The sequence below is a fragment of the Amycolatopsis sp. CA-211722 genome (assembly GCF_056828465.1).
Genome location: NZ_CP184752.1, coordinates 6,368,106 through 6,393,208 on the forward strand (window position 1 = coordinate 6,368,106; position 25,103 = coordinate 6,393,208).

At 70.6% G+C, this 25,103-nt stretch carries 5 protein-coding genes; 4 read left to right on the top strand and 1 reads right to left on the bottom strand.

The genetic code is table 11. The annotated features are described in order from the left end of the window. Window positions 1–6: 6 nt before the first annotated feature. From ACOCEP_RS30065 to ACOCEP_RS30080, 4 genes are all read left to right on the top strand, one after another. Entirely contained in the window at window positions 7–22,197 is a 22,191-nt protein-coding gene (locus ACOCEP_RS30065) for a non-ribosomal peptide synthase/polyketide synthase (protein ID WP_482332460.1), read from the top strand. Further along, window positions 22,194–22,403, top strand: a complete 210-nt coding sequence (locus ACOCEP_RS30070; RefSeq protein WP_007029404.1) for an MbtH family protein — start codon at window positions 22,194–22,196, stop codon at window positions 22,401–22,403. Before ACOCEP_RS30065 ends, ACOCEP_RS30070 begins: the two co-directional genes overlap by 4 nt. 122 nt (window positions 22,404–22,525) lie before the next feature. Next, entirely contained in the window at window positions 22,526–23,290 is a 765-nt protein-coding gene (locus ACOCEP_RS30075) for a metallophosphoesterase family protein (RefSeq protein ID WP_482332462.1), read from the top strand. Next, on the top strand, window positions 23,254–23,556 hold the full coding sequence (locus ACOCEP_RS30080; RefSeq protein ID WP_482332463.1) for a DUF4073 domain-containing protein: 303 nt from the start codon (window positions 23,254–23,256) through the stop codon (window positions 23,554–23,556). Before ACOCEP_RS30075 ends, ACOCEP_RS30080 begins: the two co-directional genes overlap by 37 nt. Window positions 23,557–23,910: 354 nt before the next feature. Here the strand turns inward: ACOCEP_RS30080 and ACOCEP_RS30085 are convergent, their stop codons facing one another. Next, entirely contained in the window at window positions 23,911–24,996 is a 1,086-nt protein-coding gene (locus tag ACOCEP_RS30085) for an iron-siderophore ABC transporter substrate-binding protein (RefSeq protein WP_482332464.1), read from the bottom strand. Between the last annotated feature and the right edge of the window lie 107 nt (window positions 24,997–25,103).

The window sequence follows — 25,103 nt, forward strand, 5'->3', positions numbered from 1 at the left end:
GACCCGATGAACCGCGGCTTTCCCCTGACCCCGGCACAGCAGGGGATCTGGCTCGCGCAGCAGCTCGACCCGGCCGACCCGGTCTACACGATCGGCTGGGTCGCCGAGCTTCGCGGCGACGTCGACATCGCCCGGCTGGGTGAAGCCGTTCGGCGGGCGGTCGCGGAGGCGGAATGCCTCCACGTCACGGTCGAGCTGGACGGCGACACGCCGGTCCAGCGCCCGGTCGCCCCCGGTGAGGTCGCGGTCCTCGACTTCACCGGTGAGCCGGATCCGGAGCGGGCCGCGGACGAGTGGGCGCGGGCCGAGCTCGCCGTGGCGACCGACCCCGCCCGGGGTCCGCTCACCGCGCACACGCTGCTCATCCTGGCCGCGGACCGGGTCCGCTGGGTCCAGCGCTACCACCATCTGGTGATGGACGCGCACGGCCAGGCAATCCTGACCCGTCGCGCGGCGGCCCACTATTCGGGCACCGCCGAGGAGGTCTCCTGGCCGCTCTCCGGCCTGGCCGAGCCGGACCACGACGCGAAAGCCGACCGCGACTACTGGCTCGGCGACCTCGCGGGAAGGCCCAACCCGGTGCGGCTGCTCGGCCGCGCGGCGTCCGGTCAGGTCCGGCTCCGGCGGCATTCGTGGGAGCTGCCCGCGGCGAACGCCGGCCGCTTGCGGAAGTTCGCGCTCGACGCGGGCACGAGGCTGTCCCGTGTCGCGATCGCCGCGGTGGCGGCATACGCCCATCGGGTGACCGGCGCCGAAGACCTCGTCCTCGGCCTGCCGGTCACCGCGCGGACCACCCGCGCCCTGCGTGAGCAGCCGGGCATGGTCTCCAACGTCCTGCCGTTGCGCCTGGCGGTGCGCCCGGAGACGACGCCGGCGCAGCTCGTCGCCCAGGTCGCGGAGAAGGTGTCCGCGCTGCTGGAGCACAGCCGCTACCGCGGGGAGGACCTCGCGCGCGAACTCGGCGCGAGCGGCGGGGTGCACGAACTCGTCGGCCTGAGCGTGAACTACATGGCCGTGGACGGCGAACTCGCGTTCGGCGCCGCGAGCGCGACGGTGCGCAACCTCGAACTCGGGCCGATCAGCGACGTCGCCATCGCCGTGTACGACGCCGGTGAGGGGCGCGGGCTCCGGTTCGACTTCGACGCCGACGAATCCGTGTCCTCCGACGACGAACTCGCCGATCACCGCCGCCGGTTCGCCGCGGTCCTGGACGCCCTCGTGGCGGGGCCGGACCTGCCACTGGCCGCGATCGACCTGCTCTCCGCCGAGGAACGCGACCGGGTCCTGGCGCTCGGGACGGCGTTCGCGGAGTCGCCGGAGGTGTCCTGGCCCGAGGCGTTCGCCCGGGTCGTGGCGCGGAAGCCGGACGCCGAGGCCGTCGTCTGCGAGGACGTCCGGATGACCTATGCCGAGGTCGACGCCGCCGCCAACCGGCTCGCCAGGCTGTTGCGGCGGCGCGGCGTCGGTGACGAGGACGTCGTCGGCGTGGCGATGCCGCGGTCGGCCGATCTCGTCGTCGCGCTGCTCGGCGTGATGAAGGCCGGAGCCGCGTATCTCCCGCTCGACCTCGACCATCCCGAGGATCGCCTCGCGTACATGCTTTCGCACGCGGGCGCGGACATCCTAGTGTCCACTGTGGAGGAATCGGCGCAGCTGCCGTCCGGTGTGGACGTCGAGCCGATTCTTCTCGACGACCCCGAGACCGCCGCCGAGCTGGCGGCCCTCGAATCGTCCACTGTGGACGTCGGCGGGATCGGGCTGAGCCAGGCCGCGTATGTCATCTACACCTCGGGGTCGACGGGCAAGCCGAAGGGCGTGGTCCTGTCCCACGACGGGATCGGCAGCCTGATCAGCACGGCGACCGAACGGATCGGCATCGGCGAGGACAGCCGGGTGGTGCAGTTCGCCTCCACCGGTTTCGACGTGACGGTCTGGGATCTGGTCATGTCGCTGTGCGTCGGCGGGACGTTGATCGTGGTCCCGTCGCATCGCCGCGTCGCGGGCGTCGAGCTGACCGGCTACATCGCGGACAACGCGGCGACGCACATGATCCTGCCGCCGTCGCTGGTCGCGGCGCTGCCGCCGGACTGCGAACTGCCCAAGGGCGCGGTGCTGGTCGTCGGCACCGAGACCGTCCCGCCGGAACTGATCGCGCGCTGGGCCGAAGACCTGCGCGTCGTCGCGGCGTACGGGCTGACCGAGGCGACGGTGAACTCGACGCTGTGGGCGGCCGAACCCGGCTGGACCGGGCCCATCCCGATCGGCGTCCCGGATCCGAACACCCGCTGCTACGTCCTCGACACCGCGCTGCGGCCGGTGCCGGTCGGCGTCGAAGGGGAGCTGTACGTCGGCGGACGTGGTCTCGCGCGGGGCTACGCGGGACGTCCGGGGCTGTCGGCGGAACGTTTCGTCGCCGACCCGTTCGCCGGTGACGGCGCGCGGATGTACCGCACCGGAGACCGGGTGCGCTGGCGCGCGGACGGCAACCTCGACTTCCTCGGCCGTACCGATCACCAGGTCAAGATCCGCGGGTTCCGGATCGAACCCGGGGAGGTCGAGTCGGCGCTCGCCCCGTTCACCGGGGTCGAGCGGATCGCCGTCGTGCCCCGTGAGGTCAAGCCGGGCGACCGGCGGTTGGTGGCGTACGTCGTCCCGGCCACGGACGCGTCTCCGTCGCTGCTCAAGGACCTGCGCGCGCACGCCGAATCGGCGCTGCCGCACTACATGGTGCCGTCGGCGTTCGTCGACCTCGACCGGCTGCCGATCATGCCGAACGGCAAACTCGACCGTACCGCGCTGCCGCTGCCGGATTTCGGCGCCGCGGCCACCGGTCGCGCGCCGCGCACCGAGCGCGAGCGGATCCTCTGCGACGTCGCCGCACGAGTCCTCGGCCTGGCTTCGTTCGGTGCCGACGACGACTTCTTCTCCCTCGGTGGCGACAGCATCCTGTCGATCCGGCTGGTGCTCGGCGTGGCGGAACACGGGCTCGCCATCACCCCGCGTCAGGTGTTCCAGCACCGGACGCCGGAAGCGCTGGCCGCCTGCGCGGAGGCCGTCGTCGCCGAGTCCACTGTGGACGGGCGGCCGTTGCTGGAGCTGACCGGCGCGGAGCGGGCGTCGCTCGCCGAGTACGCCGACGTCCTGCCTGTGACGCCGTTGCAGGAAGGGTTCTTCTTCCACGCGGAGTTCGAAGGCGGCCAGGCCGCGGACATCTACACGGTGCAGGAGGTGCTGGACCTCGAAGGCGACGTCGACGCCGAAGCATTACGCCGGTCGGCGCAGGCCCTGCTGGACCGGTATTCGTCCCTGCGGTCCGGTTTCCGGCAGCTCGACGGCGGCCGGGTCGTCCAGACGGTGCCCCGGCACGCCGAGTTGCCTTGGCGCGAGGTGGCCGCCGAGGACGCGGCGGAAGCCTTCGAGGCCGATCGCGCGCGCCGGTTCGACTTCGCCCGGCCGCCACTGCTGCGGGCCACCTTCACCCGGCTCGACGACGGACACGCCAAGCTGGCGCTGACGTTCCACCACATCATCGCCGACGGCTGGTCGGTCGTGGTGCTGCTTCGCGAACTGCTGGCGGCTTACGAGGGAGCGGACGCGCTCCCGGAACCGGACACCCGTGCCGACCACCTGCGGCGGCTCGCGGCACGTGATCACGAGGCTTCGCGCGAAGCCTGGCGCGCGGCACTGTCCGGAGTGGACGAACCCACCCGGCTGGTCGATGGCAGGGCCGGAGCGGCGAGACAGCCGTCGCGGTTGCACCTGAGCCTCGGCGAACATGCGACGAAGGCGTTGGCGGACATGGCTCGGGCGCACGGGCTCACCCTCGGCGCCGTGCTGCACGGTGCGTGGGGACTCCTGCTCGGCGGGCTCACCGGCCGGAACGACGTGCTGTTCGGCAGCACGGCTTCCGGCCGTGACACCGGCGCCGCCGGGATCGAGTCGGCGGTCGGCCTCTACATCAACACGGTGCCGGTGCGGCTGCGCTGGTCGCCGTCCGAGACCGTCGCCGCCGTGCTGCGGCGGCTGGGGGACGAGCAGGCGGCGTTGCTGGACCATCAGCATCTCGGCCTCGGTGAACTGCAGCGGATCGCCGGTGCGGGACAGGAAGAACTGTTCGACACCCTCGTGGTCGTCGAGAACTTCCCGCGTGACGGCGAACGCGCGTCCGGAACTGCCCGGCTCACCGGCGTCGAGGTCACCGACGCGGTGCACTTCCCGGTCGCGCTGATCGTGACCCCTGGTGAAGACCTGGAGTTCTCCCTCAAGTTCGACGCCGCGCGGATCGACGCGGTCGAGGCCGGGCAGCTCGCCGAACGGTTCGCCCGCCTGCTGGAGACACTGACCGCGAACCCCGGCCTGCCGGTCGCCACCCTCGGCCTGCTGTCGCCCGCCGAACGCGGCCGTCTGGCCGAACTCAACGCGACGTCGCATCCGGTACCCGAACGAACGCTGGCCCAGGCCTTCACCGAGCAGGTCGCCAAGACGCCGTCCGCGACCGCGGTGATCTTCAGGGACACCGAACTGTCCTATACGGACCTAGATGTACGCGCGGAGAACCTGGCTCGCAGGCTGCGTGCCCTGGGCGCCGGCCCCGACGAGGTCGTCGCCGTCGCCGTGCCGAGGTCGGCCGAGCTGATGGTCGCCCTCCTGGGTGTTCTCAAGGCCGGGGCCGCCTACCTGCCGATCGATCTCGACTACCCGGCGGACCGGCTCGAATACATGCTCGCCGATTCCGGCGCGCGTCTCGTGCTCTGCGAACCCGGGACGGCCGCGCGGATCCCGGACGCCGACGGGCTGACGCGGGTTCCGGTCGCCGGCGAGTCCGCCGACGATGTTCAGGGCGCGGCCGCCGGACCGGACGACGCCGCCTACCTGATCTACACCTCCGGGTCGACAGGACGGCCGAAGGGCGTGACCGTCACGCATCGGGCGATCGTCAACCGGCTCGCGTGGATGCAGCACGAGTACCGGCTCACCTCCTCGGATCGTGTGCTGCAGAAGACGCCGTCGAGTTTCGACGTGTCGGTGTGGGAGTTCTTCTGGGCGCTGTGCGAAGGCGCCACCGTGGTCCTGGCCGAGCCGGACGGGCACCGCGACCCCGCGTATCTCGCGAGGGTGATCCGGGAGCGGCGGATCACCACCCTGCACTTCGTCCCGTCCATGCTCGCCGCGTTCCTCGGCAGCGACGAAGCCACCGGCGACCTCGGATCGTTGCGCCGGGTGTTCTCCAGCGGCGAGGCGCTCACCGGCGAGATCGCCGCGCGGTGGCGGTCGCTCACCGGCGTCCCGCTGCACAACCTCTACGGCCCCACCGAGGCGGCCGTGGACGTCACCTTCTTCGAGAGCACAGGGGCCGAGGGCGCGACCGTGCCCATCGGCCGTCCCGTGTGGAACACGAGGACGCACGTCCTCGACGGCTGTCTCCGTCCGGTGCCCGACGGCGTGGCGGGCGAGCTGTACCTCGCCGGTGTCCAGCTGGCCCGCGGCTACCACGGACGGCCAGGCTTGACCGCCGAACGTTTCGTCGCCGACCCGTTCGGTGAACCCGGGCAGCGGCTGTACCGGACCGGTGACCTGGTGCGGCGCCGCGCCGACGGTGAGATCGAGTACCTCGGCCGCACCGATCGGCAGGTGAAGATCCGCGGCAACCGGATCGAACTCGGCGAGATCGAAGCCGTCCTCGTCGCGCTGTCGGAGGTCACGGCCGCCACGGTCGTCGCGAAGGACGGCGCGCTCGTCGGTTACGTCGTCGGCGATGTGGCACCGGAGCGGCTGCGTGCCGCCGCCAGCGAAGCGCTGCCGGCGCCGATGGTCCCGCAGGCGTTCGTCGCTCTCGACGAATTCCCCTTGACCCCCAGCGGAAAGCTCGACGTCCGCGCCCTGCCCGCGCCCGAGGTCGGAAAGGCCGCCACCACCCCCGCGAGTGATCAGGAACGCGCTCTCGCACGGATCTTCGCCGAGGTCCTAGGCCTGGACTCCGTCGGTGCCGACGGCGACTTCTTCCTGCTGGGCGGCGACAGCATCTCGTCGATCGCGGTGTCGAGCCGCGCCCGGCGGGCCGGGTTCGAACTGAGCCCCAAGGACGTGTTCGAGCTCCGGACCCCGGCCGCGCTCGCCGCCTCCGCCGCACCTGCCGAGCCCACAACGGTCGCCGACGGTGTCGGGGCCTTGCCACTCCTGCCCGAAATGCTGCGGTTGCGTGAGCTGGGCGACGCGGTCCAGCCGGAGTCCGTGCTGCTGAACGCGCCCGCCGGGGCCGATGTCGAGACACTCGCCGCCGCCCTGCAACTCGTGCTCGACCACCACGACGGCCTGCGGCTCGAACTGTCCCGGGTCGCCTCGGTGCTGTGGTCGCTCGAGGTCCGTCCACAAGGGACGGTTCAGGCCACGGATCTGCTCCGGCACGCGACCGCTTCCCTGGACGACGAGTACCGCGACGCCGTCGACCGGTTGCCGGACACGCTGCTTCAGGCAGTCTGGTTCGACGAGCCGGGCAGGCTGCTCCTGGTCGCGCATCCGGTGCTGCTGGACGCGCGGAGCTGGACGACGCTGGCGGCCGACCTCGCGATCGCCTGGCAGGCTGTGACCGACGGGCACCCGCCGGCGTTCGCCCCGGCGCGGACGTCGCTGCGGGCGATCGCCCGCCGGATCACCGACGAAGCGCAGGATCCCGCGCTGCTGGGCGAGATCGAGCACTGGGCCGGGATCTTGGCGCCCGGTTCGGCCGAGATCCCCGGCGACCCCGCCGAACGTCGCGTCACCCTGTCCGTCGAAGAGACCCGGACGCTCGTCGGCGCGCTCCCGTCGGCCGTGCACGGAGACGTGACCGACGTCCTCCTGTCTGCATTGAAGATCGCTGTCGATGGCGACCTCCTGCTCGATCTCCACGGCCGGGTGGACCCCTCGGCCACGGTCGGCGCGCTGACCTCGGTCCGTCCGGTGCGGATCACCGCCACCGGCGAACCGCTCGCGCTCCTCAAGGCCGTCAAGGAGACCGTCCGCAAGGCGCCCGAGGGTTACGGCTCGCTGCGGTACCTCGAGGTCCAGACCGGTCCGGTGCTCGCCGGGCTTCCGAAACCGCGGATCGCCCTGCGCTACGACGGCCGGATCCCGGCCGGGCCGGGGGAGTGGCAGGTCGGCGGGCACGTGGCCGTGCCGCCGTCCGGAGACCACGCGCTCCGCATCGGGGTCGCCTGCGAGGAGACCGAGGACGGGCCGAGGCTGACGGCGACGTTCGTGGGTGCGGGCGCTGCGCTCGCCGATCGTTGGGCTTCCGCCTTGGCCGAGCTCGCGACCGTGGACACGGACGCGCCGGTGGGCCTCACCCCGTCGGACCTCGAACTCGTGTCGCTGACCCAGGAGGAGATCGCCCGCGTCGAGCGGATCAGCCCGGTGCCGGTCGCCGACGTCTGGCCGCTGTCGCCGCTGCAGGAAGGCCTGTTCTTCCACTCCAGCTACAACTCCGACCGGGTCGACATCTACACGATCCAGGAGGCGATCGACTTCGATCACCGCCTGGACGCTGGACGGCTGAGGGCGGCGGTGGCCGCTCTGCTGCGCCGGATCCCGAGTCTCGGCGCCGGGTTCACCAGCGAGGGGCTGCGCGGGCCGGTGCAGTTCGTGGCGGCCGAGGTCGAGCCGCCGGTGTCCGAAGTGGACCTTTCGGCCTTGCCCGAAGACGAGCGGCAGGCCAAGCTCGACGAGCTGATGGCCGACGACCGTGCGACGCGGTTCGACCTCGACGCTCCGCCGCTGTTCCGGCTGAAATTGGTGCGGCTTGGCGACGGACGTGACCGGGTCGTGCTGAACCGGCATCTGCTGCTCTGGGACGGCTGGTCCGCCTGGCTGTTCATCGAGCAGCTGTTCGCGCTGTACGACCTCGGTGGGGACGATCGTGCTCTCCCCGCCGCCGGGTCCTATGTGGACTTCCTGCGCTGGCTGGACCGGCAGGACATCGAGGAGGCCGCGAACGCGTGGCGCGAGGCGCTGTCCGGTCTCGCGGAGCCGACGGTCATCGGTCCGGAAGGCCGGGATCTGGTGCCCGCCACCCCGGTCAACCTGGACACGGTGCTGCCCGCCGAGCTCGGCGACGGGCTGCGTGAGCAGGCCAGAAGGCACGGTCTCACCGTCAACTCCGTGCTCAACGCCGCCTGGGGCCTGGTCCTGTCGACCATGACCGGGCGCACCGACCTCGTGTTCGGGGCCGCGGTCGCGGGCAGGCCCGCCGCCGTGCCCGAGATCGAGAAAACCATCGGCCTGTTCCTCAACACCGTGCCTGCCAGGGTGCGGCTCGACGCGGCCGAATCCGTCCTGGACCTGGTGCGGCGCCTGCAGTCCGAGCGTATGGACCTGACTCCGTACGAATTCATGAGCCTCGGTGTCCTGCAACGGGAAGCCGGGCATCGCGTCCTGTTCGACACGCTCTTCGTGCTGCGCAACGCCGACGGCGACGAACGGCGCGACGGCCTGCGCCACCGGCACGGCATCACCGGCCTGCTGAACATCGACGCCACGCACTACCCGCTGACGCTGGTGGTCACGCCGGGCGAGGAAATCCGGATCACGGTGTCCTACTCCGGCGACGTGATCGACGCCGCCGAGGCCGCGTCCGTGCTGGACCGGTTCACGTCGCTGGTCGCGCAGATCGTCGACGACCCGGCGCGGCCGGTCGCCGCGCTGGCGACGGTGTCCGCCGAGGACCGGGCCGCCCTGGAGGCGGGCTGGGCCGAGGCTGAGCACCCCGTCGTCGAGGACACGATCGCGGACCTGCTGGCCGTGCAGGCCGAGCGGACTCCGGACGCGACGGCCCTGGTGTTCGGTGCGGAGCAGCTGACCTACGCCGAACTCGACGCGCGCATCAACCGGATGGCCCGCCTGCTGCTGGCGAAGGGCGCCGCACCGGAACAGGTGATCGCGCTCGGGCTGCCTCGGTCGATCGACATGGTGGTCGCGCTGTTCGCCGTGCTGCGGACCGGCGCGGCGTACCTGCCGCTGGAACTCGACTACCCGGTCGAGCGGCTCACGGTGATGCTGGAGGACGCCCGGCCGCTGTGCCTGGTGTCCACGAAGGACGTCTCGGCGACGATTCCCGGCACGACGCCGCGGATCCTCGTCGACGACCACGAAGACAGGGCGTTCGGCGACGGCCCGATCTCCGACGCCGAACGCCCGCTGTTCGCGCGCGGCCGCGCGGACCGCATGGAGCACCCGGCGTACGTCATCTACACGTCGGGTTCGACCGGCAAGCCCAAGGGTGTGGTCACGCCGTACCGCGGCCTGACCAACATGCAGCTCAACCACCAGGGCGCCATCTTCGCCCCGGCCATCGCGGCGGCGGGCGGGCGGCGGCTGCGGATCGCCCACACCGTGTCGTTCGCCTTCGACATGTCGTGGGAAGAACTGCTGTGGCTCGTGGAAGGGCACGAGGTCCACGTCTGCGACGAGGAGCTGCGGCGGGACGCGCGGGCGCTCGTGGCGTACTGCGACGAGCACGAGGTCGACGTCGTCAACGTGACACCGACGTACGCGCACCTGCTCATCGAGGAGGGGCTGCTCGACGGGCACCGGCCGGCGCTCGTCCTGCTCGGCGGCGAAGCTGTGTCCGAGTCGGTGTGGAACCGGCTGCGCGACACCGACGGGACCTACGGCTACAACCTGTACGGCCCCACCGAGTACACGATCAACACGCTCGGCGGCGGCACGACCGACAGCGACACCCCGACCGTCGGCAAGCCGATCTGGAACACGCGGGCCTACATCGTCGACGCCTGGCTCCGGCCGGTCCGCGACGGTGTCGCGGGTGAGCTCTACATCGCGGGCGAGGGCCTGGCCCGCGGCTATCTCGGCCGTCCCGGGCTGACCGCCGAGCGGTTCGTCGCCGACCCGTTCGTCCCCGGTGGCGGGCGGATGTACCGCACCGGCGACCTGGTGCGCCGCCGCCCGGACGGCAACCTCGACTTCCTCGGCCGCACCGACGACCAGGTCAAGATCCGCGGCTACCGCGTCGAACTCGGCGAGATCGAGACCGCGCTCAGCCGGTACCCGGAGGTCGCGCAGGCCGCCGTCATCGCGCGGCCGGACCCGTCGGCGCCCGGTCTGCACCGGCTCATCGGCTACGTCGTGCCCGCCGAACTGAGCGGGGACGCGCGAGCCGAGGCCGAAGCCGACCAGGTCGGCGAATGGCAGCAGATCTACTCCGACGAGTACACCGAGATCCCGACGGCGCTGTTCACCGAGGACTTCGCGGGCTGGGATTCCAGCTACGACGGCGACCCGATCCCGCTGGAGCACATGCGGGAATGGCGGCGGGCGACCGTCGACCGCATCGCCGAGCTGAAGCCGCAACGGGTGCTGGAGATCGGCGTCGGCACCGGTCTGCTCATGGGGCAGATCGCGCCGCTGGTGCGGGAGTACTGGGGCACCGACCTCGCCGCGCCGGTGATCGCGAAGCTGAACCGCGAGCTGGAACAGGACCCGGGGCTGGCGGCCAAGGTGCGTCTGCGCGCCCAGCCGGCGCACGAGTTCGACGGCCTGCCCGCCGGCCGGTTCGACACGATCGTGATCAACTCCGTCATCCAGTACTTCCCGAGCGTCGACTACCTGACCGACGTGATCACGAAGGCGATCGGCCTGCTCGCGCCCGGCGGCGCGCTGTTCGTGGGCGACGTCCGCAACCTGCGGCTCGCCCGCGCCTTCCACACCGCGGTCCAGCTGACCCGCGCCGACGCGACGTCCGACGTCGCCCAGGTGCGGCGCGCGATCGAACGCGGTGCCGCGCTGGAGAAGGAACTGCTGATCGATCCGGACTACTTCACCGCGCTCGCGCGGCGGATGCCGGATGTCGCCGCGCAGGTCCGGATCAAACGGGCCCGGCTGCACAACGAGTTGAGCCGGTACCGCTACGACGCGGTGCTCGTGAAGGAACCCGCCGAGACGGTGTCGGTCGCTCAAGCGCCACGCCTGTCGTGGGACGAAGTGGGTTCCCTGGCCGCACTGGAGGACCGTCTTTCCGGCGTGGAAACGCTGCGGGTGAGCCGGATCCCGGACGCCCGGCAGGCGCCGGAGGTCGAGGCGACGCGGGCGCTGGACGCCGGTGCGCCGCTCGTCGACGTCCTCTCGGTGTTCGGTTCCTCCCGTGGTGTGGAGCCCGAGGACGTGCACGAACTCGGTGACCGGCTCGGATTCCGGGTGTACTGCACCTGGTCGGCCGAGGGTGCGTTCGAGGCCGTGTTCGTCCACAAGGGACGGACGGGGGTCCTGGTCACCGGGGTGCATCAGCCGGTCTCGCTCGGCACGAACCTGGCCAAGTACGCCACGAGCCCGACGGCGGCCCGCGGCGGCGGCGAACTGGTGCAGCGCCTGCGGGACAGGCTCAAGACGGAACTGCCGGACTACATGGTCCCGGCAGCCTTCGTCACGCTGGGCGCGTTGCCGCTGACCGACAACGGCAAGCTCAACACCCGGGCGCTTCCGGACGCCGAGCAGACGGTGCGGCTCGCCGAAAGCCGTCCGGCCGAGACCGCCGAGGAGGAGACGCTGTGCGCGCTCTTCGGCGAGGTCCTCGGGGTGGAGGGGGTCGGCGTCGAGGACAACTTCTTCGATCTCGGCGGTCATTCCCTGCTCGCCACCCGGCTCATCAGCCGGGCCAGGACCGAACTCGGCGCCGAACTGGCCATCCGTGATCTGTTCGAGGCGCCGACGGTGGCCGAGCTGGCCGCTCGCGCGGGCGGCGGCGAACCGGCGCGGCCGCCGGTGGTCCGCGCCGAACGCCCCGAGCGGATCCCGCTTTCGGCAGCCCAGCGCAGCCTGTGGCTCGTGGACCGGATGGAAGCGAACGCCGTCGCGTACAACTTCCCGCTGACCTTCCGGCTGCGCGGTGACCTGGACCTCGACGCACTGCGCGCGGCACTCGGCGACGTGCTCGGCAGGCATGAGGTCCTGCGGACCGTTTTCGCCGAGCACGACGGTGAGCCGTATCAGCGCGTTCTCGACGCGCCGGAGATCCCGTTCGCCGTCGAAGAGTGCGACGAGGACGGCCTCGCGGCGCGGATCGCCGAACTTTCGCGGACCCCGTTCGACCTGGCGACGGAGACCCCGGTCCGGCTCCGGGTCCTGCGCCTCGGCGACGGCGACCAGGTGATCTCGCTGGTCCTGCACCACAGCGCGACCGACGAATGGTCGGACCGGCCGTTCCTGGACGATCTGACCTCGGCCTATCGGGCGCGGCTCGGCGGAGACAGTCCAGTGTGGACGGATCTGCCGGTGCAGTACGCCGACTTCGCGTTGTGGCAGAGGGACTTCCTCGACCAGCGCGGAGCCACCCAGGTCGCCTTCTGGGCCGAAACCCTGCGTGGGGCGCCGGACGAGCTGACCTTGCCACTGGACCGCGCCCGTCCGCTCCAACCGACGGGCAGGGGCGGAAAGGTCAAGTCCACGCTCTCGGAGGAACTGTCGGCCGCTGTGCGCGACCTGGCGGCGAAAGCGGGAGCGAGCCCGTTCATGGTGCTTCAGGCAGCGGTGGCCGCCTTGCTGCACCGGACCGGCGCCGGGGACGACATCCCCCTGGGCGCCCCGATCGCCGGACGTACCGACGCGGCGCTCGACGACCTCGTCGGGTTCTTCGTGAACACACTGGTGCTGCGGACCGATCTTTCCGGCGAGCCGACGTTCACCGGACTGCTCGACAGGGTGCGCGAAGCGGATCTCGCCGCCTTCTCGCACGGTGACCTGCCGTTCGAGCGCGTGGTCGAGGAGCTGAACCCGCCGCGGGTGCCGGGGCGCAACCCGCTGTTCCAGGTGATGGTGGGCTACCACCGGCAGAGCGACGCGCGCGACGTGCTCGGCCTGCCCGCCGAGTGGTTCGAGATGGACACCGGCATGGCGAAGTTCGACCTGCACTTCACGATGGTCGACGACGGCACCACCGCCACGCTGATGCTGGAGTACGCCGAGGACCTCGCCGGGAAGGCGACGGCCGAGCGCTTGCTGACCCGGCTGACGTCCCTGCTGGAGCAGGTCACGGCCGAACCGCAGCGGCCCATCGCGGCACTCGACGTCCTCGTCGGCGACGAGCTCGCGCGGATCACGGAGTGGAACCGCACGGCTCGTGAGGTCACGGTCGCGACGTTGCCGGAGTTGTTCGAGGCGCAGGTGGCGCGGACGCCGGACGCTACGGCGGTGGTGTTCGAGGACACCGAGCTGTCGTACGCCGAGTTCGACGCGCGGGCGAACCGGCTCGCGCGGTGGCTGGTCGAGCAGGGTGTGGGTGCGGAGTCGGTGGTGGCGGTGTCGTTGCCGCGATCGCTCGACCTGGTGGTCGCGCTGTACGCCGTGCACAAGGCCGGTGGCGCCTACTTGCCGGTCGACCGTGACTATCCGGCCGATCGCGTCGCGTTCATGCTCGAAGACGCCGCGCCCGCGGTCGTTCTCGACGAATTGCCGGTTTTGGACGGCTACTCCGGTGAGAGTCTGGGCAGGGTGGTGGATCCGTCGTCTCCGGCGTACGTGATCTACACGTCGGGTTCGACCGGCCGCCCCAAGGGTGTCGTGGTGCCGCATTCCGGCATCGTGAACCGGCTGTTGTGGATGCAGGACGAGTACGGCCTCACTGCGGATGATCGGGTGTTGCAGAAGACGCCGTCGAGTTTCGACGTGTCGGTGTGGGAGTTCTTCTGGCCGCTGATCGCCGGCGCGACGCTGGTCGTCGCGAAACCCGAGGGGCACAAGGAGCCGGCGTATCTCGCCGAGCTGATCCGCACCGCCGGGATCACCACCGTCCACTTCGTCCCGTCGATGCTCGCCCTGTTCCTGGAAACCGCGGCGTGTACGGGCCTGCGGCGCGTGATCTGCAGTGGCGAGGCGCTGCCGTCCGAGCTGGCGGCCCGCGTGGACGTCCCGCTGTACAACCTCTACGGCCCGACCGAAGCGTCCGTCGATGTGACGTCCTGGCGAGCCGGTGCCGAAACGACGCCGTCGGTCCCGATCGGGCGTCCGGTGTGGAACACGCGGACGTACGTGCTGGACGCGCGGCTGAACCCGGTCCCGCCGGGCGTCCCCGGGGAGCTCTACCTCGCCGGCGTGCAGCTCGCCCGCGGGTACCTGGCCAGGCCGGGGCTCACGGCCGAGCGGTTCGTCGCCGACCCGTTCGGCGGCCCGGGGGAGCGCATGTACCGCACCGGGGACCTCGCGCGCTGGTCGGACGACGGCGTGCTGGAGTTCCTCGGCCGCGTCGACGACCAGGTCAAGATCCGCGGCTTCCGGGTCGAACTCGGCGAGGTCGAGGCCGCCTTGGCCGCTTTCGTCACGCGCGCCGTGGTCGTCGCTCGCGAAGACCGGTTGGTCGCCTATGTCGTCGGGTCCGCCGACGGCCTGCGGGAGGAGGTGGCGGCGAAGCTGCCGGAGCACATGGTGCCGTCGGCGTTCGTCGTCCTCGACGAGATCCCGTTGACCCCGAACGGCAAACTCGACCGCAAGGCCCTGCCCGCGCCGGAGTTCGCGACCACCGAAGGCCGCGAGCCGCGGAACGCGCGGGAAGCGGCCCTGTGCGTGCTGTTCGCCGACGTGCTCGGGGTCGAGCGGGTCGGGATCGACGACGGGTTCTTCGCCCTCGGCGGGCATTCGCTGCTGGTGATGCGCCTGGTCAGCCGGATTGCGGCGAGCCTGGACGCCACGGTGTCTGTCCGCGACGTTTTCGACGCTCCTACCGTGGCCGCGCTGGCGGAACGACTGTCGGACCCGTCCTCGCAACCGGTCCTGAGGGCCGGGAACCGGCCGGACGTGCTGCCGCTTTCACCCGCACAGCAACGGTTGTGGTTCCTCTACCGGCTCGAAGGGCTCACGGCCACCTACAACATCCCGCTCGCGTGGCGCCTGCACGGCGAACTGGACGTGGACGCGCTGCGTGCGGCGATCGGTGACCTTGTCGACCGGCACGAACCACTCCGGACCGTGTTCACCGAGGAGAATGGTGTCGTGGCGCAGCGGATCCTGGGCGACGTGCGTCCGGAGGTCCGTTTCGAGGAGGCCAGAGACCTTCCGGCGCGGCTGGCCGCCGAGGCCGGTCGCGGATTCGCGCTCGACGAGGAACTCCCGATCCGGGCCACGGTCTTCGCCGTCTCGCCGCGGGAACACGTCCTGCTGCTGGTGATCCATCACGTGGCGACGGACGAGTGGTCCCAGGGACCGCTGATGGCGGACCTCGCCACGGCGTACGAGGCCCGTGCCGCGGGCGTCACTCCACAGTGGACCGACTTACCCGTCCAGTACGCGGATTACGCCGTGTGGCAACGGGAACTGCTCGACTCGACAACGCCTCAGCACCTCGGCTTCTGGCGGGACGCGCTGGCAGGGTTGCCGGTCGAACTGGCTCTGCCCACGGACCGGCCACGCCCTGCCGAGTCGAGCCACCGCGGCGGTCTCGTCACCTTCCCGATCGACGACCGGCTCACCGAGCGCCTGCGCGCGGTCGCCCGGCGGCACGACGTCAGCATGTTCATGCTGGCTCAGGCCGCCGTCGCGGCACTGCTGCACCGGCTCGGCGCCGGGGACGACATCCCGCTCGGCGCGCCGAGTTCCGGCCGTGTGGACGAGCGGCTGGAGCCGTTGATCGGCTTCTTCGTCAACTCGCTCGTGCTGCGCACCGACCTGTCCGGTGACCCGGCGTTCGGTGAGCTGCTCTCCCGGGTGCGCGCGACCGACCTCGCCGCCTTCGAACACCAGGACCTGCCGTTCGAGCGGCTGGTCGACGCGGTGAACCCGGAACGTTCGCTGGCCAGGCACCCGCTGTTCCAGGTGATGGTGGTCTACCTTCCCGAATCGGGCGAAGGCCTGGAGCTGCCCGGTCTCCGCGCGGAGCAGGAAGACTTCGCGCAGGGCGTCGCCAAGTTCGACCTCGAGTTCGGGTTCCTGGAAAACGGTGACGGGATCGCGGGCGCCATCGAGTACAGCGCCGATCTGTTCGACCACGGCACGGCCGAGTCGTTCGCGCGGCGGCTGGTCGCCGTTCTGGAGCAGGTGGCCGCCGATCCGGCGATCCTGGTCGGTGAGCTCGACGTCCTCGGCGAGGACGAGCGCATCCGGCTCGGGCACTGGAACGACACCGCACACGACGTCCCGGCGACCACGCTTCCGGAGTTGTTCGAGGCGCAGGTGGCGCGGACTCCGCACGCTGCGGCGGTGGTGTTCGAGGGCGCTGAGCTGTCGTACGCGGAGTTCGACGCGCGGGCGAACCGGTTGGCGCGGTGGTTGGTCGAGCAGGGGGTGGGTGCGGAGTCGGTGGTGGCGGTGTCGCTGCCTCGGTCGCTCGATCTCGTGGTCGCGCTCTACGCCGTGCACAAGGCGGGCGGGGCGTATCTGCCGCTCGACACGGACTATCCGGCCGACCGGCTGGCGTTCATGCTCGATGACGCCGCTCCCGCGGTCGTTCTGGACGAGCTGCCCGCGCTGGACGGGTATTCCGGTGAGCGTTTGGGCAGGGTTGTGGATCCGTCGTCTCCGGCGTACGTGATCTACACGTCGGGTTCGACGGGGCGCCCCAAGGGTGTGGTGGTGCCTCATGAGGGCATCGTGAACCGCCTGCTGTGGATGCAGGACGAGTACGGTCTGGCCGCGGACGACCGTGTGTTGCAGAAGACGCCGTCGAGTTTCGACGTGTCGGTGTGGGAGTTCTTCTGGCCGCTGATCACCGGCGCGACCCTGGTGGTCGCCAAACCGGACGGCCACCGCGATCCGGCGTATCTCGCAGCACTGATCCGGGACGAGCGGATCACGACGCTGCACTTCGTCCCGTCGATGCTGGAGGCGTTCCTCGCCGAAGAGCCGTCGTGGCATGGCGTCCGCCGCGTCCTGTGCAGTGGCGAGGCGCTGTCGCCGGAGCTGGCGGCTCGCGTGGACGTCCCGCTGCACAACCTCTACGGGCCGACCGAGGCTTCGGTGGACGTGACCTCGTGGGAGGTCGTCGATGGAACCGTCCCCATTGGACGTCCGGTGTGGAACACCCAGGTTCACGTGCTCGACGCCCGGCTCCGGCCGGTGCCGCCGGGCGTGGCGGGGGAGCTGTACCTGGCGGGCGCGCAGCTCGCGCGCGGCTATCTCGGCCGGGCCGGGCTGACCGCCGAACGGTTCGTGGCGAACCCCTTCGCGGCGGGGGAGCGGATGTATCGCACGGGTGACCTCGCGCGGTGGCGGGCCGACGGCGCGCTCGATTATCTCGGCCGAGCCGACGACCAGGTCAAACTGCGCGGCTTCCGGATCGAGCTGGGCGAGATCGAGTCCGTGCTCTCCGCCCGCGTGGTCCTGCGCGACGGCAGGCTCGTCGCTTACCTGACCGGAGAGGCGGACGTCGAGGCGGCGCGGCGGCTCGCGGAGGCCACTCTGCCGGAGTACATGGTGCCCTCGGCGTTCGTGGTGCTGGACGCGTACCCGTTGACGCCCAACGGGAAGCTCGACCGCAAGGCGCTGCCCGCCCCGGACTTCTCGGGCGAGGTCGCCGGTGATGCCCCGCGCACTGCCCGCGAAGAACTGCTCGCGCCGCTCGTCGCCGATGTGCTCGGACTGGACTCGGTCGGCATCCACGACGACTTCTTCCGCCTCGGCGGGGACAGCATCGTCGCGATGCAGCTGGTCGGCCGCGTGCGGAGCGCCGGGCTGCTGCTGAGCCCGCGTGACGTCTTCCGGCACCGGACCGTCGCGGCCTTGGCCGAGGTCAGCTCGGTGCGGCTCGACGCGCCCGCGTCCAGGAAGCCCTTGGTGGAGCTGGATGCGGCCGAGCAGGCGGAGATCCTCGACGTCGCGCCGGACACGGCCGAGGTGTGGCCGCTCACCCCGCTGCAGGCCGGGCTGCTCTTCCACGCGTCGATGGACGGCGGCGGACCCGACGTCTACACCGTCCAGGTGTCCTTCGATCTCGATGGGCCGCTCGATCCGGCGCGACTGCGTGACGCCGCGCAGTCGCTCGTGGACCGTCACGCCATCCTGCGCACCGGCTATCGGTATCTCGCGTCCGGCCGTCCGGTCGCGTTGGTGGCGCGGTCGGTCACCGTTCCGTGGCGTTTCGTGGCTTCGGCGAGCGACGCCGAGGCGGAGTCGGCTCACGACCGGCGCCGCTTCGACCCGGCCGCCGCGCCGCTGCTGCGGTTCCTGCTCCTGGCTTTGCCGGACGGCCGGCACCGGCTGGTGTTCACCCATCAGCACGTCCTGCTCGACGGCTGGTCGGTGCCGCAGCTGTTCGCCGAGCTGTCCCAGCTGTACGCCGGTGCGGACCTGGCGCCCGCCCGTCAGTTCCGCGACCATCTCGGCTGGCTCGGACAGCAGGACCGGGAGGCGGCCGAAACCGCTTGGCGACAGGCGCTCGACGGCCTGACCGAGCCGACGCATCTCGTCCCGCACGATCCGCAGCGGATCCCGGCCCTGCCGGAACGGTTGTCGCTGGAGCTTCCGGAGCAGGCGACCGAAGCACTGTCCACAGTAGCCCGCTCGCGTGGTCTGACACTGAACACGCTCGTCCAGACCGCGTGGAGCATCGTACTCGGCAGGCTGACCGGCCGCTCGGACGTCGTGTTCGGCGCGACGGTCGCCGGGCGCCCGCCCGAACTGGCCGGCGTCGAGCGGATGATCGGCCTGTTCATCACCACGATCCCGGTGCGGATCACGCTCGACCCGGCCGAAAAATTGGGTGGTCTGCTCGACCGGGTCCAGGACGAGCAGTCCGGTTTGCTGGCACACCAGCACTTCGGGCTCGCCGACATCCAGCGCGTCGCCGGGCTGGGAGAACTGTTCGACACGCTGATGGTGTTCGAGAGCTACCCTGGCGCGGCCGAGGACGAGACCGGTGCCGGGTTGCGCGGGGAGATCGTGCGCCACGACGACTCCACGCACTATCCGCTCACCTGGGCGGTGGAACCCGGCACGCGGCTGAAGCTCACGGCCGAATACCGCGCCGACCTGTTCGACCCCGGCCTGCCGGAACGGCTTCTCCCGGCCATGGAACGCGTGCTCGCCGCGATGGTGTCCGATGTGGACGCCCCGGTCGGTCGGGTGGACATCCTGGCCGAGGCCGACCTCGACCTGATCGTGCGGGAGTGGAACGACACGGCACTCACCGTCGAGCCGTCCACTGTGGCCGGTCTTTTCGAGGCCCAGGTGCGGCGTTCGCCGGACGCGACCGCGGTGGTGTCGGGCAAGGTCTCCTTGACCTTCACCGAACTCAACGAGCGTGCGAACCGGCTCGCCAGGGCCTTGGTCGCCCACGGTGTGGGACCCGAGGACTTCGTCGCCCTGGCGTTGCCGCGTTCGGCGGACGTGCTGCTGGCGATCCTCGCGGTCCACAAAGCGGGGGCGGCGTACCTGCCGCTCGACCCGGACCACCCGGCCGAACGGCTGGCCGCGATGCTCGCCGACGCGCGGCCCAAGGTGATCCTGACCGAGCCCGAGCTGCTGGAGTCGTTGCCCCGGAACGAGATCGAGACGCTGGCGCTGTGCGCGCTCGTCACCGAGGACCGGCAGGCGCACGACCTGACCGATCGCGACCGGGTTCGCCCGCTCGACCCGGAGAATCCGGCGTACGTGATCTACACGTCCGGCTCGACCGGGACACCCAAGGGGGTCGTCGTCCCGCATCGCGGCGTGGTGAACCTGTTCCACAGCCACCGCGCCACCCTGCACCGGCCCGCGGTCGAGGCCACCGGCAAACCGCACCTGCGGGTGGGACACGCGTGGTCGTTCTCCTTCGACGCGTCCTGGCAGCCGCAGCTGTGGCTGCTCGACGGGCACGCCGTGCACATCGTGGACGAGGAGACCCGGCGCGACCCCGAGCGCCTGGCCGCGATGATCGAGCGGGACGGCTTCGACTTCATCGAGGTCACGCCGTCGTTCTTCGCGCAGATGGCGGACGCGGGGCTGCTCGACGGAGACCGGTGCCCGCTCGCCGTGATCGGTGTCGGCGGTGAGGCGGTGCCCGAGAGCCTCTGGCGCCGTCTGGCCACTTTGGACGGAACCGAGGCCGTCAACCTCTACGGCCCGACCGAGTCCACAGTGGACGCTCTCGTCGCGAGGATCGGCGACAGCTACAAGCCGTTGGTCGGCAGGCCGGTCGCGAACACTCGCGCGTACGTGTTGGACGCGGCGTTGCGGCCGGTCCCGCCCGGGGTCACCGGGGAGCTGTACCTCGCCGGTTCCGGGCTCGCCCGGGGCTACCTCGGGCGAGCGGCGCTGACGTCGGAGCGGTTCGTGGCGGATCCGTTCGGCTCGGCGGGGGCCCGGATGTACCGCACCGGCGACCTCGCCCGCTGGACCGTGGACGGGCGGCTGGACTTCGGCGGCCGCGCCGACGACCAGGCGAAGATCCGCGGTTTCCGGGTGGAACCGGGCGAGGTCGAGGCCGTGCTCGAACGACACCAGGACGTCGCGCAGGCTGTCGTCCTCGTGCGTGAAGATCGCCCGCGGGTCAAGCAACTGGTGGCGTACGTGGTGTCCACTGTGGACCGGGAGAGCTTGCGGCGGTTCGCGGCCGAGGCGCTGCCCGACTACATGGTGCCCGCGGCGTTCGTCTCGCTCGACGCACTTCCCGTGCTGTCCAACGGGAAGCTGGACCGCAAGGCGCTGCCGGCCCCGGACTACACGGAGCTGGCAGGCGGCCGGGCGCCCGAGACCGCGCGGGAGAAGGCGTTGTGCGCGCTCTTCGCGGAGGTGCTCGACGTGCCGGAACTCGGCGCCGACGACGACTTCTTCGCCCTCGGCGGGGACAGCATCGTCGCGATGCGCCTGGTCAGCCGGGCACGCGCGGCCGGGCTGAAGATCACCCCGCACGACGTCTTCGCGGGCCGGACGGTCGAGGCGCTGGCCGAGATCGCCGAGAACATCGAGGACGACGACACGGTCGCGCTCACGCCGATCATGCACGCGCTGCGCGAACTCAGCGGCCCGATCGACGGGTACCACCAGGCGGCGTTGCTGCGGACGCCGTCCGGCATGGTCGGTGACCAGCTGAAGACCGTGCTCGGCGCGGTCGTCGCGCGGCACGACATGCTGCGCGCGCGGCTCGACCGGTCGGTGGACGGCTGGGCGCTCCAGGTGGCCGAATCCGTCGATGTCCGGATCGAACGTGTCGAGGTCGAAGGCGATCTGTTCGCGCTGATCGAGCGGCACGCCGAACCGACTCGTGCCCGGCTGGACCCGGACGCCGGCGTGATGTTGAGCGCGACGTGGTTCGACGCGGGGCCGTCGGAGCCCGGACGGTTGCTGCTGATGATCCATCACCTCGCCGTCGACGGTGTGTCGTGGCGGATCCTGCTGCCGGATCTCGTTTCGGCCTGGGAATCGGTCGCCCTCGGTGACGCGCCGGCGTTGTCCTCTGTGGACACTTCGTTCCGGCGGTGGTCGCGAGCTCTGTCCACACAGGACCGCACAGGTGAGCTGGAGCGCTGGAAGTCGGTACTGGGCGGCGGGGATCTTCTCCCGCTGGACCGGCCGCTCGACCCGGCGCGGGACGTGGCGGCGACGGTGAAGAAGGTGTCGCTGACGTTGCCGGCCGAGCGGACCGCCCCGCTGCTGTCCCGTGCGACCATCAACGACGTCCTGCTCGCGGGCCTCGCCCTCGCCGTCGCCCGGTGGCGCCGGGACGGGGGACAGGCGGTGCTGGTCGACGTCGAAGGGCATGGCCGCGAAGAGGATCTCGCCGGTGGCGCGGACCTTTCGCGGACGGTCGGCTGGTTCACCAGTGTCGTCCCGGTATGCCTGGACCTGCGCGGCCTCGACCTCGATGACGCGTTCGCGGGCGGGGCGGCCGCCGGGGAGGCGCTCGAACGGGTCCGGACGCATCTCGACGGGCTGCCGGACGGCGGTATCGGCCACGGTCTGCTCCGGTATCTCGACCCGCGCACCGGCCCGGAGCTGGCGAAGTTCGCGAAGCCGCAGATCGAGTTCAACTACCTGGGCCGGATCGGTGTCCCCGAGGCGACCGACTGGTCGTACGCCGCGGAGACCGAAGCGGCCGAAATCGGCCCCGACGGCGGGATGCCGGTTTCGCACGCGCTCACGGTCGACGTCGTGACCGAGGACCGCCCCGGCGGCCCCGAACTGAGCGCACACTGGTCCTGGCCGGAGGCCGTGCTCACCGAAGACTCGGTGCGGGAACTCGCGGAAGGCTGGTTCCTCGCGCTGGACGCGCTCATCCGCGCCACGAAGAAGGAGAACAAGGAATGACGAACCCGTTCGAGAACCCCGACGGCACGTATCTGGTGCTCGTCAACGACGAGGGTCAGCACAGCCTGTGGCCCGAGTTCGTCGAGGTCCCGGCGGGCTGGACGACGAAGTTCGGCCCGGCCTCGCGTCCGGAGTGCCTCGAGTACGTTGAGACCAACTGGACGGACCTGCGGCCCGCCTCGCTCGTCAAGGCCATGGAGTCCTGACCCGCTTCGGTCCGTGAAGGCCTCCTTGAGGGACCCAGAGTCCCTCAAGGAGGCCTTCACGGACTTGCGTTGTTCAGAAGCGCGACCGAATCCGGCCATAGAACGTGAGTAGCGTTCGGGTTATGGATCGACGAGCGTTCATGGTGACCGCCGGTGGTGCGGCGGCGGGGGCGGCGATGCTGCCCGGTCAGGCGGAAGCGCAACCGCACGAGAAGTGGGGCCCGCACGGGCCGGTCGTCCGCTTCAACATCCTGAGTGACATCCAGGGTGACCTCACCGATTTCGGCAAGGCACTCGACGACCTGCACGCGGTCAACCCGCGCAGCGCGGGGCTCGGTATCGCGGGCGACCTCACCCCGCGCGGCTACGACTTCGAGTACGCCCAGCTGCGCGCGACGTTCGACAAGCACCCGCATCCGCGCGAAGTCGCGTGGGCGATCGGCAACCACGAGTTCTACGTCCCGAAATGGCGTGATCCCGACACGCTCGCCCAGGAGACCTGGCCCAACGGGACGACCGAGGATTCCCTGTTCCGCAGCTTCTACCGGTTCGCGGGACGCAACACCGTCTACTCGGAGACGTCGTTCGGCGGTGTTCCGGTGCTCTGCCTCGGAACCGAGCAGTACGCGAAGTACCACGACCCCAAGCTGTGGGACGAGGTCTGGATGAGCGACCGCCAGTTCACCTGGCTCGAACAACGCCTCCGGTACTGGTCGAACCGGCGCAGCCCGGTGATGGTGCTGACGCATCATCCGTTGCCCAACACCGTTTCGGGTACGCACAACAAGCTCTACCGGTCCGACTACCTCCAGCCCGACAGGCTGCTGTCGATCCTCGGACGACACCGGGCGTGTTCCTCTTCTCCGGGCACACGCACTGGGATCTGAACCTGTCGGACTGGGTGGTCCGCCGGGTGGTGCCGGGCACCGGCAACCTCGAAGGCTTCACCGTCGTCAACACCGCTGCGGTGCAGACCGGCTGGACGGACGACGGCAAAGGTGGGGAAGTGTCCCTCGGCGGCGCTTTCAACCAGGGGCTCCAGGTCGAGGTCTCACCGGGATCGGTGGTCATCAAGGCCCGGGACTTCACCACCAAGACCTGGCTGAAGCAGATCACCGTTCCGCTGCACGACTCCTGGGGTTTCCCGCACTGACGATGCGGCCGGGTCGTGAGTAATGCTTCGGGTTCGCGCCACCAGTGTCCTGAGTGCGGGTGCGCGTGTCGTCCGCCTGATCACGCGAGTCGTCCGATCGCTCACGAGACCCGAGGTTCCTTCCTGTACTCACCGGGTCCTGAAGGGGTGAAGGGCTTGGCCGGGCGTTGCGAAAGCCACTTTCGCAACCTTGAACGTTGCGAAAGTGGCTTTCGCAACGTCGGCCGTGGCTGGCACCGCCCCGGCGACCCCGTCCCCAGAACCCCACACCCTGTCAGCGCGTGGCCGAGTACATGAAGGCCCCCTTCCTCGCGTCAGGCGCAAGGAAGGGGGCCTTCATGTACTCGGGAGAGCTCAGCCGGCCGGCTTGACCTCGGTCTTCGGGTCACCGTCGACCGCGGCCGCGAGCTGCGGGACGATCCGGTCGATCACGAACGGCAGGCTCAGCACGGTCACGAAGGAGACCGCGCTGCCGTAGGTGCCTTCGTTCTCGATGAAGACCTCGCGCTTCTCCTTCGCCACCTTCAGGCCGCTGTAGAGCGCGTCCTTGCCGAGGATCTCCTGCGCCTTGGCCGGGGTGTCGATGAGCCACACGAGCGCGTCACGGTCGAGCAGATCGGTCCGCTCGGCGCTGAGGCTCTTGCCGAACTTGTCACCGATGGCGGCGTCGAGATCCGCGGGAAGCTTGAAGCCGAGCGATTCGAGGATGTGCGAACGCCCGTCCTGGCTGCCGTAGACGAAGTAGCCCTCGTAGGTCGATGCCATCAGCGCCGACTTGCCCGCGAACTCCGGGTGCTCCTTGCGGGCCTGGGCGAACTTGTCTTCGACACCCTTGACCAGTTCGTTGGCCTTGGTGGAGCGGCCGACGGCCTGGCCGACCTTCTTGGTCGCCTCGTTCCACGGGATGCCGTAGTCGTTGTACTCCTTGGGCTGTGCGACGACCGGGACGCCGATCTGGCTCAGCTTGTCGTACTGCTCCTTGGTGAGCCCGGAGTACAGCGCGATGATCAGATCCGGCTTGAGCGCGGCGATCTTCTCGTACTGCGGCCCGTCCACGTCCTTGAGGACCTCGGGCAGCGCGGCGCCGCCGAGCTTGTCGGTCGCCCACGGGCCGATGGTGCCGGGGAACTTGCCGAGCCATTCGGTGACACCGACCGGGACCACGCCGAGCGCCAGCAGCGCGTCCTGCTCGGTCAGGCCGACCGTGACGACGCGTTTGGGCTCCTGTGTGATGGTGGTGCTGCCGTACTTGTGCTCGATCGTGGTCGGGAACGCGTTCGCGTCGACCGCCGAGCCGGCGGAGTTCTGCGCGGCCGGGGTGGCCGACTCGCCGCCTCCTCCGCACGCGGTGAGCGAGGCGGCCAGCACCAGGGTGGACGCCAGCAGACCGGCGGTCTTCAGGCGTCCGCGCACGGCGGAGAGGGTGGGGATTCGGGCCATCGTCCGTCCTTCGTGATCGGCTGTCCGGCGGAATGCCGGATTAATCGAGGATCAGGTTTGGCTAACCTAAGACGCCGACGGGTCGATTGCAACCGGTGACGCTGCGT